Source organism: Mesorhizobium sp. (assembly GCF_024509055.1).
Taxonomy (GTDB): Bacteria; Pseudomonadota; Alphaproteobacteria; order Rhizobiales; family Rhizobiaceae; genus Mesorhizobium.
On sequence record NZ_JANINM010000442.1, the window covers coordinates 1 to 15,615 of the forward strand.

The 15,615-nt window shown below is 65.9% G+C and carries 16 protein-coding genes; 6 read left to right on the top strand and 10 right to left on the bottom strand.

Annotated features, from left to right (window positions below; genetic code table 11):
- The 4 genes from Q0L57_RS24665 to tsaD form a co-directional block, all read right to left on the bottom strand.
- Complete coding sequence (locus Q0L57_RS24665; RefSeq protein ID WP_296745679.1) at positions 1-426, bottom strand: EVE domain-containing protein; 426 nt, start codon at positions 424-426, stop codon at positions 1-3.
- A gap of 99 nt (positions 427-525) precedes the next feature.
- Positions 526-822, bottom strand: coding sequence for a YciI-like protein (locus Q0L57_RS24670; protein ID WP_296745680.1), 297 nt, complete (start codon positions 820-822; stop codon positions 526-528).
- A 19-nt stretch (positions 823-841) separates the two neighbouring features.
- Positions 842-1,846: an NAD(P)H-dependent glycerol-3-phosphate dehydrogenase gene (locus Q0L57_RS24675; protein WP_296745681.1), complete on the bottom strand. Its 1,005-nt coding sequence runs from the start codon at positions 1,844-1,846 to the stop codon at positions 842-844.
- Complete coding sequence (tsaD, locus tag Q0L57_RS24680) at positions 1,843-2,931, bottom strand: tRNA (adenosine(37)-N6)-threonylcarbamoyltransferase complex transferase subunit TsaD (protein ID WP_296745693.1); 1,089 nt, start codon at positions 2,929-2,931, stop codon at positions 1,843-1,845. Before tsaD ends, Q0L57_RS24675 begins: the two co-directional genes overlap by 4 nt.
- Positions 2,932-3,030: 99 nt before the next feature.
- Here tsaD and hemC point away from each other — a divergent pair, with 99 nt between their 5' ends.
- From hemC to Q0L57_RS24710, 6 genes are all read left to right on the top strand, one after another.
- Positions 3,031-3,954, top strand: coding sequence for a hydroxymethylbilane synthase (hemC, locus tag Q0L57_RS24685; RefSeq protein ID WP_296745682.1), 924 nt, complete (start codon positions 3,031-3,033; stop codon positions 3,952-3,954).
- A gap of 1 nt (position 3,955) precedes the next feature.
- The gene (locus Q0L57_RS24690; RefSeq protein ID WP_296745683.1) at positions 3,956-4,669 is read left to right on the top strand and encodes a uroporphyrinogen-III synthase; all 714 of its coding nucleotides are present in this window, start codon (positions 3,956-3,958) and stop codon (positions 4,667-4,669) included.
- A 105-nt stretch (positions 4,670-4,774) separates the two neighbouring features.
- Positions 4,775-6,229 carry a phage tail protein gene (locus tag Q0L57_RS24695; RefSeq protein ID WP_296745684.1) on the top strand — a complete coding sequence of 485 codons (1,455 nt, stop codon included), beginning with the start codon at positions 4,775-4,777 and terminating at the stop codon, positions 6,227-6,229.
- Between the two features lie 10 nt (positions 6,230-6,239).
- Positions 6,240-7,808, top strand: coding sequence for a heme biosynthesis protein HemY (locus Q0L57_RS24700; RefSeq protein WP_296745685.1), 1,569 nt, complete (start codon positions 6,240-6,242; stop codon positions 7,806-7,808).
- Between the two features lie 43 nt (positions 7,809-7,851).
- The gene (locus tag Q0L57_RS24705; RefSeq protein ID WP_296745686.1) at positions 7,852-8,331 is read left to right on the top strand and encodes a TerB family tellurite resistance protein; all 480 of its coding nucleotides are present in this window, start codon (positions 7,852-7,854) and stop codon (positions 8,329-8,331) included.
- Positions 8,332-8,348: 17 nt separating this feature from the next.
- Positions 8,349-9,065: a glutamine amidotransferase gene (locus tag Q0L57_RS24710; protein ID WP_296745687.1), complete on the top strand. Its 717-nt coding sequence runs from the start codon at positions 8,349-8,351 to the stop codon at positions 9,063-9,065.
- On the opposite strand, the gene Q0L57_RS24715 is transcribed toward Q0L57_RS24710, so the two are convergent.
- From Q0L57_RS24715 to gnd, 6 genes are all read right to left on the bottom strand, one after another.
- A complete protein-coding gene (locus Q0L57_RS24715) occupies positions 9,066-10,304 on the bottom strand; it encodes an MFS transporter (RefSeq protein ID WP_296745688.1) in 1,239 nt (412 codons plus the stop codon). It lies immediately after the preceding gene.
- 257 nt (positions 10,305-10,561) lie between these two features.
- Positions 10,562-11,662, bottom strand: coding sequence for a pyridoxal phosphate-dependent aminotransferase (locus Q0L57_RS24720; protein WP_296745689.1), 1,101 nt, complete (start codon positions 11,660-11,662; stop codon positions 10,562-10,564).
- A gap of 190 nt (positions 11,663-11,852) precedes the next feature.
- Positions 11,853-12,314, bottom strand: coding sequence for a MucR family transcriptional regulator (locus Q0L57_RS24725; RefSeq protein ID WP_296745690.1), 462 nt, complete (start codon positions 12,312-12,314; stop codon positions 11,853-11,855).
- Between the two features lie 169 nt (positions 12,315-12,483).
- The gene (locus Q0L57_RS24730) at positions 12,484-13,188 is read right to left on the bottom strand and encodes an ROK family protein (RefSeq protein ID WP_296745691.1); all 705 of its coding nucleotides are present in this window, start codon (positions 13,186-13,188) and stop codon (positions 12,484-12,486) included.
- Between the two features lie 19 nt (positions 13,189-13,207).
- Entirely contained in the window at positions 13,208-14,584 is a 1,377-nt protein-coding gene (gene zwf, locus Q0L57_RS24735) for a glucose-6-phosphate dehydrogenase (protein ID WP_296745692.1), read from the bottom strand.
- 13 nt (positions 14,585-14,597) lie between these two features.
- The gene (gene gnd, locus Q0L57_RS24740) at positions 14,598-15,608 is read right to left on the bottom strand and encodes a phosphogluconate dehydrogenase (NAD(+)-dependent, decarboxylating) (protein ID WP_296745694.1); all 1,011 of its coding nucleotides are present in this window, start codon (positions 15,606-15,608) and stop codon (positions 14,598-14,600) included.
- Positions 15,609-15,615: the final 7 nt, after the last annotated feature.

The following is a 15,615-nucleotide window of genomic DNA, read 5'->3' on the forward strand; positions in this document are numbered from 1 at the left end:
TCACGGCGCCGGGTTGAGCTCGGCCATGCGGCAGACCTCTTTCCATTCGGCCGGCGTCACCGGCTGCACGGAAAGCCGGCCGAGCCGGACCAGCGCCATGTCGGCCAGCTTCGGGTTGGCCTTGACCTGTTCCAGCGTCACGGGCTTCGGCACATCCTTGAACGCGCGGATGTCGACGCATTCCCAGCGCGGATCGTCGGTCGTGGTGTCGGGATGGGCGAGGGCGCAGACTTCGGCGATGCCGACGATGTCGAGCCCTTCATTGGAATGATAAAAGAAGCCGAGATCGCCGATCTGCATGGCCTTCATGTTGTTGCGAGCGGCGTAGTTGCGCACGCCGTCCCACTGCGTGCCGGCCTTGCCCTTGCCCTTCAATGCCTCGAAGGAAAAGACCGAGGGTTCGGACTTGAACAGCCAGTAGTTCATCTCAGTTGTCCCATCGCCATTATCGGACCGCCACGGACGGCGTTCCCGTCACCGCTACCCTTAGCCTGTCCGCCTCGCCACGGCGAGAGCCGCGAACGATCATGCGCCGGCGGGCTTCTGGAAGACCCAGTTCCACGCCCGGATCTCGACGCTTTCGAACAGGCCGGCCTTGGCATAGGGGTCGGCAGCAGCCAGGGTCTGGGCGCCAGCCATATCAGGCGCTTCGATCATCACCAGGCTGCCTTCCGGTTTGCCGTCGGCATCGAGGAACGGGCCCGCAAAGGCAAGCCTGCCTTCGCCGATCAGGCCTTCCAGAAAAGCCGCATGCGCTGGCCTCGTGTCGACGCGCAACTGCAGGCTGCCCGGCTTGTCCTTGCAAATCAACGCAAACAGCATTTCTTCAAGCTCCGATGGTTCAAACGTCGTTTTCGGTTTTGAGTGGCCGTGTCATCAGCGCCGTCACGGCCTGGCCGATGGTGATCTTGCCGTCGAGGATCGCCGCGACCGCGGTGATGATCGGCGCCTCAATGCCGCGCTCCGCGGCGATGCGGGCGGCAATGCCCGCCGTGGGCACGCCCTCGGCGAGCGGCAGGCCGGCTAGCGATTTGCCCTGGCCGAGCGCCAGGCCATAGGCGAAGTTGCGCGACTGTGCCGAGGAACAGGTGAGCAGCAGGTCGCCGAGGCCGGAAAGCCCCATCAGCGTCTCCGGCCGGGCGCCGAAGGCGGCGCCGATGCGACGCAGTTCGACGAAGCCGCGCGTCACCATGGCGGCCTGGGCGCTCGCTCCGAGACCGGCGCCGGTAACCGCGCCGGCGGCGATGGCAAAGACGTTCTTCAGCGCGCCGCCGATCTCGACGCCGATGAGGTCGTCGCTGGAATAGCAGCGCAGGTTTTCCGCCGAGAAGCGGGCGGCAAGCTCCGCTGCCAGACCGGCTTCGCGGGCTGCCACGACCACCGCCGTCGGCAAGCCGCGCGCGACGTCGCTGGCGAAGCTCGGGCCGGAAAGGGCCGCGACCGGATTTTCCGGCAGGTTTTCCTCGACGATCGCCGACATCAGATCGCCCGTGCCACGCTCGATGCCCTTGGCGCACAGAACCAGCGGCACGCCCTTCGGCACATGGCCGGCGGCTGCGCCCAGCACGGCGCGCAGCGACTGCGCCGGCGTCACGGCAAGCACGCAATCGGCGCCGTCGAGCGCCAAGGCAATGTCGCTGGTGGCGACGATGCCGGGTTCGATCGCGATGCCGGGCAGATAGCGCGGGTTCTCGCCGCGGCCGATCGCGGCGACGGTTTCCTCGTCACGCGCGTAAAGCCGGACGTGATGGCCGGCGTGCAGCATGGCCAGCGCCAGCGCGGTGCCCCAGGCGCCGCCGCCGAGCACCGAAACACGCCAGCCGCTTGCGGTCTTCTTCCTCGTCATGCCTTGGCCCCGCGCCGGCCCGAACCGACCAGGGGGGCTGAAACGCTGTCCAGCGGCCAGCGAGAGCGCGGCACGAAGTCGGCGCCATTCTCGTCGATTATCCCGGCGCGCAGCCGCTCGACGCCAGCCCAGGCGATCATCGCCGCATTGTCGGTGCAGAGCTTTTGCGGCGGCGCGACGAATGCGAAGCCGGCTTGCGAACAGAGTGCTTCAAGCGTTGCCTTGACGGTGCGATTGGCGGCGACGCCACCGGCGACGACCAGGGCCGGCCTTGCCGTGCGCGGGAATTCCTGGCGGAAGCGGGCAAGCGCGCGCGAAACGCGGTCGCCAAGCGCGTCGGCGACCGCCGCTTGGAAGGAGGCACAGATGTCGGCGACATCCTGGTCGCTCAGCGGCGCGATGGCGGTCGCCGCCTTGCGTACCGCCGTCTTCAAGCCGGAAAAGGAGAAGTCGGGCTGCGCCGAGCCCTTCATCGGACGCGGGAAGGCAAAGCGGCTCGCATCGCCGCTGGCCGCCGCCTTCTCGACATTTGGGCCGCCGGGATAAGGCAGGCCGAGCATCTTGGCCGTCTTGTCGAAGGCTTCGCCCAGCGCATCGTCGATGGTGGTTGCCCAGCGCTGGTAGTCGCCGACGCCGCGCACCGCGACGATCTGGGTATGACCGCCGGAAACCAGCAACAGAAGGTAGGGGAAGTCGAGCCCGTCGGTCAGCCGCGCGGTCAGCGCATGGCCCTCGAGATGGTTGATGGCGATGAGCGGCTTGCCAGCGGCGGCCGCAATCGCCTTGGCCGTCATCAGGCCGACGATCAATCCGCCGACAAGGCCGGGTCCGGCCGTCGCGGCAATCGCGTCGATCTCGTCGAGCGCCAAGTGCGAATCGGCAAGAGCGGCCTCGACGATACCATCCAGCGCCTCGACATGGGCGCGGGCGGCGATCTCCGGCACGACGCCGCCGAAGGCCGCGTGCTCCTCGATCTGGCTGAGAACGATATTGGACAGGATTTCGGGCGCGGCGCCGCCGTGCAGCGCCACCACGCTGGCCGCCGTCTCGTCGCAACTCGTTTCAATGCCCAGAACGCGGATCAATTGGTCGCTGTCCATGAAGATTGTATCACCGGTCATTCCCAATTAGGAAAAGGTCCGGCAGACCTCAAGCTGCCCGGGGGTTATCACGGACCGCGCGCCATGCAAACTTTGAAAATCGGAACACGCGGCAGCCCGCTAGCGCTCGCCCAGGCGCATGAGACGCGGGCGCGGCTGATGAAGGCGCACGGCCTTCCCGAACAAGCCTTCGAAGTGGTGGCCATCTCGACCAGTGGCGACCGCATCCAGGATCGGCCGCTGTCGGAAGCCGGCGGCAAGGGCCTGTTCACCAAGGAGATCGAGGAAGCGCTGCTCGACCGCCGCATCGATATCGCCGTGCATTCCTCGAAGGATATGCCGACGGTGCTGCCGGAGGGGCTCGAGCTTTCCGCCTTCCTGCCGCGCGAGGACGCTCGCGATGCCTTCATCGGCAAGACGGCAACGCGGATCGCCGATTTGCCGCAGGGCGTCCGGGTCGGATCGTCCTCGCTCAGGCGCCAGGCGTTGATTCGCCGGATGCGGCCGGATCTCGACGTGGTGATGTTCCGAGGCAATGTGCAGACCAGACTTCGCAAGCTGGACGAAGGCGTCGCCGACGGCACCATCCTTGCCTATGCGGGGCTGAAGCGGCTCGGGCTCGACGCCGTCATCACCGACCTGATGCCGCTGGATTTATTTCCGCCGGCGCCGGGGCAGGGCGCGATCGCCATCGAAAGCCGCATCGGCGACCGCGAGGTCGAGAAAATGCTGGCTGCCATCCACGACGTGCCGACCGGACAGGCACTGGCCTGCGAGCGCGCCTTCCTTGGCGCCCTCGACGGTTCCTGTCGCACGCCGATCGCTGGCCATGCGACGATCTCGGGCGAAAAACTGTCCTTCGCCGGGCTGATCATCTCGGCCGATGGCACCGAGTCGCATGAGGTCTCACTGGACGGCCCGGCCCGGGATGCGGCGGAAATCGGCGCGGAGGCCGCGCGGACTGTGCGGGCCAGGGCTGGCGCAAAGTTCTTCGACGGCTGGGCCTGACATGGTCCGCGTCCTGGTGACGAGGCCGGAGCCGGGCGCATCCCGCACGGCACGCCGGCTCGAAACCCACGGATTTCAGCCCCTGCTGCTACCGCTCACCGAAACGAAGGCTCTGCCCGTCGAGGTGGACGTCGCTGCCGATGTCGCGGCGGTCGCCGTCACCAGCGCCAATGCCGTCCGCCATGCGCCGAAGCAACTGGTCGCGATGCTTGCCGCCTTGCCTTGCCATGCCGTCGGCAAGAGAACGGCTGAAGCCTGCCGCGCGGCGGGCTTTCTCGTCGTCAACGAGGGGCGGGGCGATGCCGAAGCCCTGGCCGATGCGATAGCCGCCGACCTTGCCGGCAAGCCGATTGTCTATCTTTGCGGCCGCGTGCGGTTTCCTGTTTTCGAGCAACGGCTGGCAGCGGCTGGCGCGCGTGTCCAGCCGATCGAGACCTATGACACGTCCGAGCTGGACTATGGCGATGCCGATCTTCTTGCCCGCCTGTCTGGCGCTCCGGTCGAGGCGGTGCTGCTTTATTCGGCCAAGGCCGCGGCCGCGGCTGCTGCCCTGTCCGTACGATCGGCGCTGCGGCATCTCTTTGAAAGGGCGCGGTTTTTGGCTCTTTCTGATCGTGTCGCCAACGCGCTGGACGGGATCGCCGATGAAAGGATAAGCATCGCGTCGCGTCCCGACGAAGACGCCCTGCTGGCGCTTTTGTCGCTGCCCGGCTGAGGCGCGTCATCACACCGCCCCTTTTCACCGCTTGGTGATGTGCTAGAGCATCCTTGAGCTCTAGACCCGTTGAACCATCCTCAAGCCAATTTGCGGAGCCCAAGCATGGTCAAGACGCCGAAGATGCGACATTCGAAGAGTCGCCGCGAGCCGGTGACGATCGAGCTCGAGCCCGGCGCCGTCTCGCGAATCACCGACGAGGATGCCGCGAGGGCCAGTTCGGCGCCGACCGACGAGGCGAAAGCCGAGGAAGCTGCCGCTGCGGCGCAGCCGGAAACTCCGGAAGAGCCCATTCATGCGGAGCAGGCCGACATCGAGCCGTGGGAACACGCCGATGCTGCGCAGGCGCCAACCGATGGCGTGAAAGGCGAGGCGGAAACGCCCTATCCGGGCGGTTCCGAGGGGCCGAAGAGCCAGCCCAAGGGCCCCGACTACAATTTCGAGGATGCTTCCAGGGCCGGCTCGCGCGCTGCCGCCTCGGCCCCGAAAGCAGGCGAGACGAGGAGTGACGAGCGCGTGCCGCAGCCATCCAGCCGAAGAGGTGTCAACGCCATCGCCGCCGGCGTCATCGGCGGCGTCATCGCGCTTGCCGGCGCAGGTCTCTTGCAGGCGGTCGGCGTGCTCGGTTCCCCCGCCTCGAACGGGGCCTCGCTCGATGGCGTCAATGGCGAGATCGCCTCGCTGAAGAGCGAGATCGCGGCGCTCAAGGAAACCGGTGACACCGGCGCCGCGGCCAAGGTCGACAGCCTGTCCTCGTCGCTCAATCAGGTCAAAACGGATGTCGCGGCGCTGAAGTCGTCGACCGGACAGAGCGGCGATGGCGCCGCGCTCAAGGCGCTTGGCGACAAGGTCGGCGAGATCGAGACGGCCGTCGCCGGGCTGCAGAAAGCGGGTAGTGCTGCTCCCGTCGACCTCGCTCCTCTCAACGAAAAGCTTGCCGGGCTCGACGCGCTGGTGAAATCGACGGGCGACGCGGCCAAGGCCGAGGACGGCCGGGTCGCGGCGCTGGAGCAATCGGTCTCGCAACTGTCGGGCAAGGTCGAAGCGCAGGCCTCGCAACCGAAGATCGCACTGGCCATCGCCGCGTCGGCGCTGAAGGCTGCGCTCGACCGTGGCGCGCCGTTTGCCACGGAGCTCGACACATTTGCAGCAATCGCGCCAAACGCGCCGGAAATCGCCACGCTGCGATCCTATGCCGAAAAAGGCGTGCCGACCCGCGCCACGCTCGCCTCGGAAGTCGGCGCTGCGGCCACCGCCATGGTCGAGGCAGCGACGCCTGTCGACCAGAATGCCGGGTTCTTCCAGAGCCTGGTGGCAAGCGCGCAATCGCTGGTCAAGGTGCGGCCGGTCGGCGCCATCGAAGGCAAGGGCGCGCCCGAGACCGTCGCGCGCATGGAGGTCGCCGTCAACCAGGGCGACTACGCCAAGGCGCTCAGCGAGTACGACACGCTGCCTGATGCCGTGAAAACCGCCGGATCCGATTTTGCCGGCAAACTGAAGGCGCGGCTCGATGTCGAAAAACAGATCGACGCGCTGATCGCCGGCGCGACGAAGGCGTGAGGAGCCGCAGATGATCCGCATCCTCGTCTTCCTCGCCGTCGTCTTCGCGCTGGGGCTTGGCTTTGCCTGGCTGGCAGACCGTCCCGGCGAGATGCTCGTCACCTTCAACGGCTACCAGTACCAGGTCACGCTGATGGTGGCGGCGGTGGCGATCGTCGCCGTGGTCGCCGCGGTGATGATCATCTGGTGGCTGATCAAGTCGCTGTGGAACAGCCCCTACACCATCTCGCGCTATTTCCGGGTGCGCCGCCGCGACCGTGGCTACCAGGCGCTGTCGACCGGCATGATCGCTGCCGGCGCCGGCGACGGCGCGCTGGCGCGCAAGAAGACCAGGGAAGCGGCCAAGCTGATCAGCTCCGACCAGGAGCCGCTGATCCACCTGCTCGAGGCGCAGGCCTCGCTGCTCGAAGGCGACCATGAAGGGGCGCGGGAGAAGTTCGAGCGCATGCTCGACGATCCGGAGATGCGGCTGCTCGGCCTGCGCGGGCTCTACCTCGAGGCCGAACGCCTGGGCGACCGCAGCGCGGCGCGCCACTATGCCGGCCGAGCCGCGGCGGTGGCGCCGCAGCTCGCCTGGGCGGCGGAATCGACGCTGGAACAGCTGACCGAACGCGGCGACTGGGACGGCGCCCTGAAGCTGGTCGAGGCGCAGAAGTCGACAAGGCAGATCGAGCGCGATGCCGCCAACCGGCGCCGCGCCGTGCTGCTCACGGCCAAGGCGCATGCGCTGGTCGACAGCGACCCGAACACGGCTAGGACCGCGGCGCTGGAGGCCAACAAGCTGGCGCCGGATTTCGGGCCTGCCGCGGTCATCGCCGCCAACATGCTTTTCCGGCAAAACGATGTGCGCAAAGGCTCCAAGATCCTCGAAACCGCCTGGAGAGCCGAGCCGCATCCAGAGATCGCCGAGGCCTATACCCATGCGCGGCCAGGCGACGCCGTGCTCGACCGCCTCAACCGGGCGAAGAAGCTGCAGGAGCTGAAGAAGAACCACGCCGAATCGTCGTTGGTCGTGGCGCGCGCCGCGCTCGACGCGCAGGATTTCGCCACGGCGCGGCGCGAAGCCGAAGCCGCGATCCGCATGGATCGCCGGGAAGGCGCCTATCTGCTTCTGGCCGACATCGAGGAGGCCGAAACCGGCGACCAGGGCAAGGTGCGGCAGTTGCTGTCCAAGGCCGTGCGCGCGCCACGCGATCCGGCCTGGGTCTCCGAAGGGGTGGTCTCGGAGCGTTGGTCGCCATTGTCGCCGATCACCGGCAAGCTCGACGCCTTCTCCTGGCGCGCGCCGATGGAGCGGCTCGGCCATCTGATCGACAGCCACGAGGACGTCCCGGTGCCGGCGATTGCGTCTTCTCCTCCATCTGTCGCGCCTGCCAGCGAAAAGACGATCGACGCCCATCCCGCCGCGGAAAAGGCGGACGGCGCGGCCGAAACGATCTCGAACGAAGGCCAGAAGGACGTGGTGTCGGCCGCTGTCGAGACGGCGGAACAGACGGAGCAGCCGAGATTGCCCGACGATCCCGGCGTGGCGCCGGACGACGAAGCGGAAAAATCGCCGCGCCGATTCCGTTTGTTTTGACGCCGGCCGACACTTGCAGTCGGCCGACAGGGGGATGATCCAGATGTTCGAACGCGTGCTGTCGTTCTTGAGGGATTTGCCGGCTGGCGGCGCAACCAAGCCAAGCGCCGACGATCCGCGCGTGGCGGCCTCGGCGCTGCTCTATCACGTGATGAACGCCGACGGCGTGCGCCAGGACGTCGAATGGGAACGTTTCAAGGAAATCCTGGCCGAGACCTATTCGATCAGCGGCGAGGAACTCGACGCGCTCGCCGCCGCCGGCGAGCGGGCCGACAATGAGGCGATCGACCTCTACGCTTTCACCAGCGTGCTCAAGCGTCAGCTCGACGCCGATGCGCGCAAGGCCTTCATCGGCCTGATGTGGGAGATGGTCTATGCCGACGGCGAGCTGCATGAGCTCGAGGACAACACGGTGTGGCGCGTTGCCGAGCTGATCGGCGTCGAGCGTCAAGACCGCGTCGAGGCGCGCCGCAAGGCGGCGGCCGAAGCGCCCGGCGCGCGCGGCGCATCCAGCGACGAATAGAGGTACCGCTTCCTTCCATGCCACCCAGAGCGAGGCCGAGACCCAAGATCCTGATCGTGCTGCATCAGGAGACGTCCAGCCCCGGTCGTGTCGGCCACATGCTTCTGGAAGAAGGTTTCGACCTCGACATCCGCCGACCGCCGCTCGGCGATGAGCTGCCTTGCACGCTGGACGGCCACGCCGGCGCCGTGGTGTTCGGCGGCCCGATGAGCGCGAACGACGGCGACGAGTTCGTCCGCCGCGAGACAGACTGGCTCGAAATTCCGCTGAAGGAGAACCGGCCCTTCCTCGGCATCTGCCTTGGCGCGCAGATGCTCGCCAACCATCTCGGCGGCAAGGTCGAGGGCCATGGCGAAGGCTTGGTCGAGATCGGCTGGTATCCGCTGAAGGCGACGGAGGCCGGCAGGAAGCTGCTGCACTGGCCGGAGATGGTCTATCAGTTCCATCGCGAGGGCTTTTCGCTGCCCAAGGACGCGACGCTCTTGGCGACCGCCGAGACCTATCCCAACCAGGCCTTCCGCTATAGCGAGAATGCCTGGGGCATCCAGTTCCATGGCGAGCTGACCAGGGTTATGATGCATCGCTGGGTGGTGCGCGGCGCGCATCGCTTCGAGTTGCCCGGCGCCCAGCCCGGCCGCGACCATCTCGGCGGCCGGCTGATCTGGGACATGCATCTCAAACGCTGGTTGAGCGAGTTCCTGGAACTGATCTTCGGCAAGCCGGCTGGTGAGTAATCAGTTCCGGCTGTTGAGGTGCCGCACCTGGCGCAGTGCCGGGAACAGCCAGGCCCACAGGCCTGCGACCGCGATGGCGCCGACGCCGCCGATCACCACCGCCGGCATGGTGCCGATCAGCGCCGCCATGGTGCCGGCACGGAACTCGCCGACCTCGTTGGAGGCACCGACGAAGACCTGGTTGACGGCATTGACGCGGCCGCGCACCTCGTCAGGCGTCCAGAGCTGGATCAAAGTTTCGCGGATATAGACGCTGAACATGTCGGTCGCGCCGAGCAAGGCGAGCGCAGCTATCGACAGCCAGGTGATGGTCGAGACGCCGAACAGCACCGTGAATGCGCCGAACATCGCGACGAAACCCAGCATGATCTTGCCGGCATGATCGCGGATCGGGTGGCCGGCGAGCCAGACGGCGACACAGATGGCGCCGATGCCGGGCGCCGAACGCAGCAGGCCGAGACCCCAGGGGCCGAGCTGCAGGATGTCGCGCGCGTAGACCGGCAACAGTGCCGAGGCGCCCGAGAGAAGCACGGCGAATAGGTCGAGCGAAATCGCGCCGAGCACGATCTTCTCGCTCCAGATGTAGCGGAAACCGGCAAACAGCGTCCGCATGGTCGGCTTGTCGGTCGCCGTCTGCTGCGCGGGCTTCGGAATGGTGAAGATCAGCACGGCGGCGACGAGCATCAGGGTAGCGGCGGTCGCATACGCCACTTCCGCCGAAAGACCGTAGAGCAGGCCGCCCGCGACCGGCCCGACGATGGTCGCTGTCTGCCAGGCCGACGAGTTCCACGCGATCGCGTTGGCGAAATCCTCTTTCGGAACGAGATTGGCGAACAGCGAGGACGAGGCCGGCCCATAAAAGGCGCGGGCGATGCCGAACAGGACCAGCACGGCGAAGATCGGCAGCGGACCGCCAAGACCGTGCAGCGTGAGCGAGAGAAGGGCGAGGGCGCAGCCGCCCTCCACCAGCGTCGCCAGGGTCATGATCAGCCGGCGGCCAAAACGGTCGGCGACGACGCCGGTGACCAGGACCAGGAGCAGCGAGGGCAGGAACTGCACGATGCCGACGATGCCGAGGTCGAAGGGATCGCGCGTCAGGTCGTAGACCTGCCATCCGACCGCCACGGAGACGATCATCGTCGCGAACGTGGTGAGGAAGCGCGCCGTCCAGTAGCTGAGGAACGGTCTGTGCCGGAAGGCGGCGTAGCGCTGTTCTGGTGAGGTTGCTTCGACGGTCATGGTTTGAGGCCCCGTTGTGACATCGGCCGGCGGGGCACTTCCACGATAGGCGCTGGTCCGGCCGGAAACCCTTAGCCCAGTTCGTCCTGCGGCGCGCGCAAAAAATCCGCCGCGGATGACGCAAATCCGGAATTGTTATCCACGACCGAAGACGGTTTAGAGCGGTTCAGCGTTTCGTGGAATCGCCGAACCGCTCAAACTCTTTGTTTTTACGCAATTCCGGACGGAAAACCGTTGCACACTTTTCCTGGATAGCTCTAGCGTCTCAGCGCCGCCGAGATGGCCTCCAGCCCACCACGCAACTCCGCTTCCTTCGGCCAGCCGAAGCCGACGCGGAAGAAGCGCTTCGACATCTCGAACCAATGCCCCGGTCCGACATAGGTGCCGTGCTCTTCCAGAAGCCGGGTGTAGAACCGGTCGAGGTCGAAGCCGGCATCGACGTTCAGCCTCGGGAAACCGACGACGCCGCCTTGCGGACGCACCCAGTCGACCAGCGGCTCGCCGTCGATCCAGGCCTGGACGATGTCGCGGCGCTTGGCCATTTCGGGCAGAAGCGAAGACAGGAAGGCGGCGCGGCGCTGGAGCATGGTCCGGGCGATGGCCTCGTCGATGACGCTGCCGCAGATGCCGATCTGTTCCTTGGCCGCGAGAAAAGTCTCCTGCAATTCAGGATCCTGCGTTACCAGCCAGCCGATGCGGATGCCCGGAATGCCGAAGGCCTTCGATAGCGAACAGACGCTAATGGCGCTCGAGCTTAGCGATGCGGCCGAGGGCAGGCGCTCGCCATAGGAAAGATCGCGATAGGTCTCGTCGACCAGAAGCCGGCAGCGGCTGCTCTCGGCGAGCGCGATCAGCGCATCGAGGTCGGCCCGGCTCATCATCGTTCCTGTCGGGTTGTGCGGGCAGGTGACGCTGATCAGCCTGGTGTTTGGCCGCACCGCCGCCTTCACCCGCTCGATGTCGACGGCAAAGCCCGCATCGAAATCGAGGTCGACATAGGAGATGGCGCAACCGATCGCCTTGGGCGTCTCGATGTTGGTGGCGTAGTTCGGCCGCACGACGACGAGATGATCGCTGGCCGACAGCAAGGAAGTGGAAATGATGAACAATGCGCCGGCGGCTCCGGCGGTTACCAGCACGTCGTCAGGCGAGAGCCCCTCGTCCTGCGCGGCGATCAGCGCGCGCAGTTCCTTGTCGCCGCGATGTTCGCCGTAGAATAGCGTAAGATCGGGCAGCGTGAGACCGATGTCCGATAGCTTCTGGTCGGCGATCGAGCTTTCGGAGAGGTTGTAGCGGATGCGGTCATAGCCGTATTCCTCCGGCGCCTCTTTCTCGATCACCATCCTGGCGTAGTTCATGGTCGTGCTCCCCCAAAAATATGAAGCGGCAAAACCGCTCCGAGCGCATTTTTTCACGCAATTCCGGGCGGAAAACCGTTCCACGTTTTCCTGGAATTGCCTCCTTTATCCAAGCCACAAAAGCACGAAGCCTGCCAAGGCGTATCCCTCGACAGGCTTCTCAAAACCGTTGGTGCAGCGTGGGTCTGCGTCAGGCCGGCGCCTTGGCCTTCCTTCCCTTGGCGGGCTTCACCGGCTCGGGCTCCGCCTTGCGGCCGAGGCCGATCGACTTGGCGAGCTGCGAGCGCGACGCCGCATAGTTGGGGGCGACCATCGGATAGTCGGCCGCCAGGCCCCATTTGGCGCGATAGGCTTCCGGGGTCAGGCCGAAATGAACGCCGATATGGCGCTTCAGCGATTTGAATTTCTTGCCGTCCTCGAGGCAGATTATGTAGTCCGGCGTCACCGACCGCCGCGGGTTGACCGCTGGAGTGGGTGGCGGCGCGGCAGGCGCCGGCGGCTGGTTCAGGCCGCCGATCGAGGCGGCGACGCTGGCGATGAGTTCGCTCAGGCCGGAAGCCGGCAGGCGATTCTTCGCGACATAGGCCGACACGATGTGAGCAGTAAGCTCAAGCAGGTCGGCTTCCTTGGCTGTGTTGGTGTCCTCGTCCACGTCGTTCCCTCCGTCTATGCCGCATGACGCCACTGCAGCATCACTTGCGCGTCGGAAGGACGGTCGGTGCCGCAGGCTCGCGAATTCCTAGTCGGCAAATCTGGGCGGCGCAATAATCCGTCACGCCGCTACACGTTATTTTGATCAACTATACTGAAATGTAATAATATCAGACGATCAGGGCCTTGTCGCGCCACAGTCGAAATCCACCTTCGAAGGCGCGAGTGTTGTCGCCACGCCTGGATTTCTCGGGCAATTCATCGAGCTTGTCGACATTGCCGCCGCCGATGACGATATAGTCCGGCTGCAAAGCGGCGCGAAGCCTGTTGACGACATCGAAAACGTGCTTGCGCCATTTCTTCTTGCCGTACTTCACCAGGCCGCGTTCGCCGACATAGTCCTCGAAGCTGTGACCCTTCTTGTAGGGAAGGTGGGCAAGCTCCATAGGCTGGCCGACATGGTGGATGATCATAGCGGCGCCCAGGCCCGTGCCGAGGCCTAGGAAGAGCATGCGGCCGCCCTCATAGCTGCCGATCGCCTGCATGAGCGCGTCGTTGACGACTTTCACCGGCTTGCCGAAGGCCGTGGCGAAATCATATCCGTTCCAGCCCTTGCCCAGGTTGAAGGGATCGAGCGAGGGCTTGTTGTCGCGAACCGGTCCAGGGTAGCCCATCGAGATGACGTCGTAGCTCAGCCCCTCGGCCAGTTTCGTCACCGAAGCAACCACCTGTTGCGGCGTCAGCGCCGGGCCGGAATCGACGCGGCGCGGCTCGCCGCCGGCGCTGGTGAGGATCTTCACATGCGAGCCGCCGACATCGATGGTGAGCACGGCCTGCTCACCTTTCGCCGCGGCCGGCTTTGCCGTCTTTGCCATAACGTCCCCTCCCGAATGCCTATTTCGTCGGATTGATCCAGCCGTCAGGCGGGCCGAAGCCGTTCATGGCGTCGGCCGGGCCCCAGGTCTTCGGCTCGTAGATGTGCGGCGACGTCGTGTCGCCGAGCACCGGCCCGACGATGCGCCAGGCAAGCTCGGCCGCGTCCTGGCGCGTGAAGAGCTGGCCGTTCCCGTTCATGGCATCGCCGATCAGCCGCTCATAGGGCGGCATGTCGTTCTTGGTGTCGTCGAGCGCGGTCAGCTCGACCTGCTCGCCGACCATGTCGTCGCCGGCCCTCTTGCGCTGAGCGCCAATCGAGATCGCCACCTGGGGGTCGATGCGGAAGCGCACATAATTGGCGTCGCCCGGCTTGATCGGATCGAAGACGTCGAGCGGCGGGCGCTTCAGCCGCACGATCACTTCGGTGATGTGCACCGGCATGTTCTTGCCGGCGCGGATGAAGAAAGGCACGTCCTGCCAGCGCCAGGTGTCGACGAAGAAGCGCACGGCCGCGAAGGTCTCGACCGGCGAATTGGGGCGCACCCCCGGTTCCGCCAGATAGCCGTCGAACTGGCCGCGCACGACGTCGTCCTTGGTGAGTGTGCGGATCGCGCGCAGCACCTGCACCTTCTCGTCGATCAGGTCGTCGGCCGAGCGGCCTACCGGTGGCTCCATGGCCAAAAGCAAAAGGATGTTGAGCAGATGGTTCTCGATGACGTCGCGGATACAGCCGACATCGTCATAGAACTTGCCGCGTCCCTCGACGCCGAAATCCTCCGCCATGGTGATCTGCACGCTCTCGACGAAGTTGCGGTTCCAGATCGGCTCGAGGAAGGAATTGGCGAAGCGGAAGTAGAGCAGGTTCTGGATCGCTTCCTTGCCGAGATAGTGGTCGATGCGGAAGATCGACTGCTCGTCGAACACCAGGTGCAGCACGCGGTTCAGCCAGCGCGCCGACTGCAAATCATGGCCGAACGGCTTTTCCACCATCAGCCTTGCGCCATGCGCGGTGCCCGACTGTTCGAGCCCCTGGACGACGGTCTCGAACATGGTCGGAGGCACCGCCATGTAGTGCAGCGGCCGCTGCGCCGAGCCGAGCGCGGTCTTCAGCTTCTCGAAGGTCGCGGAATCGCGATAGTCGCCGCTGACATAGCGCAACAGCGAGGCGAATTTGGCGAAGACCTTCTCGTCGATGCTGCCCAGCGCGGTGACGACGCCATCGCGGGCGCGCGCTTGCAATTTAGCCAGATCCCAAGGGTCGAAGGCGACGCCGATCACTGGTTCGGTCAACGTCCCCTTGGCGACCATCTGGTAGAGCGCCGGGAAAATCTTCTTGTGGGCTAGGTCGCCGGTCGCCCCGAAAAGCACCAGCGTATCGGACCTCTCCTGGCTCATGCCGCCTCTCCCCTCACGCGCCGGTCTTCTTTTCGAGATGGCCGCCGAAGGCATAGCGCATGGCGGACAGGAGCTTGTCGGCGAATTGGGATTCGCCTTGCGAGGAGAAGCGGTCGAACAGCGCCGAGGACAGCACCGGCGCCGGAACGCCGGTGTCGATCGCGGCCTTCAGCGTCCAGCGGCCTTCGCCGGAATCGGATACGCGGCCGCCGAACTGGGCCAGCGTCGGATCGCTCTTCAGCGCGCCGGCGGTGAGGTCGAGCAGCCACGAGCCGATGACGCTGCCGTGCCGCCAGACCTCGGCGACCTGCGGCAGATCGATGTCGAACTGATAGTATTGCGGGCTTTCGAGCGGGCTGGTCTCGGCGTCCGCCGTGCGCTGCCGCTTGCCGGCATTGGCCGACTTCAGGATGTTCATGCCTTCGGCGTAGGCGGCCATGACGCCATATTCGATGCCGTTGTGCACCATCTTGACGAAATGGCCTGCCCCGCTCGGGCCGCAATGCAGATAGCCGAAAGCCGCGGTTCCGGCCTCCTTCGAAGGGTTGGCGCCGGCATCGGCGCCGGGCGCGAGGCTGGCGAAGATCGGGTCGAGATGCTTCACCGCATCATCGGGTCCGCCGATCATCAGGCAATAGCCGCGCTCCAGGCCCCAGACGCCGCCGCTGGTGCCGACGTCGACAAGGTTGATGCCCTTGGTCGCCAGCTTGGCGGCCTGGTCGACGGCGTCGTGGTAATAGGAGTTTCCGCCGTCGATGATGATATCGCCCGGCTCCATCAGCGCCGCCACCTGGTCGATGATCTTGCCGGTGATCGCCGCCGGCAGCATCAGCCAGGCGCAACGCGGCTTGGCGAGCTTGCCGACGAACTCTTCCAGCGAGGCGGCGCCGACGGCGCCGTCCTTGACCATGCCGACGACGCTTGCCGAGTTGATGTCGTAGACGACGCATTCATGGCCGTCGCGCATGAGGCGCTTCACCATGTTGGCGCCCATCCTGCCCAGTCCCATCATTCCGATCTGCATGGTGTCA

What these genes read in the sequence shown, in the direction of transcription:
- gnd (WP_296745694.1), bottom strand. Translation starts at nt 15,608, where the DNA reads ATGCAGATCGGAATGATGGGACTGGGCAGGATGGGCGCCAACATGGTG.
- hemC (WP_296745682.1), top strand. Translation starts at nt 3,031, where the DNA reads ATGCAAACTTTGAAAATCGGAACACGCGGCAGCCCGCTAGCGCTCGCC.
- Q0L57_RS24675 (WP_296745681.1), bottom strand. Translation starts at nt 1,846, where the DNA reads ATGACGAGGAAGAAGACCGCAAGCGGCTGGCGTGTTTCGGTGCTCGGC.
- Q0L57_RS24715 (WP_296745688.1), bottom strand. Translation starts at nt 10,304, where the DNA reads ATGACCGTCGAAGCAACCTCACCAGAACAGCGCTACGCCGCCTTCCGG.
- zwf (WP_296745692.1), bottom strand. Translation starts at nt 14,584, where the DNA reads ATGAGCCAGGAGAGGTCCGATACGCTGGTGCTTTTCGGGGCGACCGGC.
- Q0L57_RS24665 (WP_296745679.1), bottom strand. Translation starts at nt 426, where the DNA reads ATGAACTACTGGCTGTTCAAGTCCGAACCCTCGGTCTTTTCCTTCGAG.
- Q0L57_RS24720 (WP_296745689.1), bottom strand. Translation starts at nt 11,662, where the DNA reads ATGAACTACGCCAGGATGGTGATCGAGAAAGAGGCGCCGGAGGAATAC.
- Q0L57_RS24670 (WP_296745680.1), bottom strand. Translation starts at nt 822, where the DNA reads ATGCTGTTTGCGTTGATTTGCAAGGACAAGCCGGGCAGCCTGCAGTTG.
- Q0L57_RS24695 (WP_296745684.1), top strand. Translation starts at nt 4,775, where the DNA reads ATGGTCAAGACGCCGAAGATGCGACATTCGAAGAGTCGCCGCGAGCCG.
- Q0L57_RS24730 (WP_296745691.1), bottom strand. Translation starts at nt 13,188, where the DNA reads ATGGCAAAGACGGCAAAGCCGGCCGCGGCGAAAGGTGAGCAGGCCGTG.
- Q0L57_RS24710 (WP_296745687.1), top strand. Translation starts at nt 8,349, where the DNA reads ATGCCACCCAGAGCGAGGCCGAGACCCAAGATCCTGATCGTGCTGCAT.
- Q0L57_RS24690 (WP_296745683.1), top strand. Translation starts at nt 3,956, where the DNA reads ATGGTCCGCGTCCTGGTGACGAGGCCGGAGCCGGGCGCATCCCGCACG.
- Q0L57_RS24700 (WP_296745685.1), top strand. Translation starts at nt 6,240, where the DNA reads ATGATCCGCATCCTCGTCTTCCTCGCCGTCGTCTTCGCGCTGGGGCTT.
- Q0L57_RS24705 (WP_296745686.1), top strand. Translation starts at nt 7,852, where the DNA reads ATGTTCGAACGCGTGCTGTCGTTCTTGAGGGATTTGCCGGCTGGCGGC.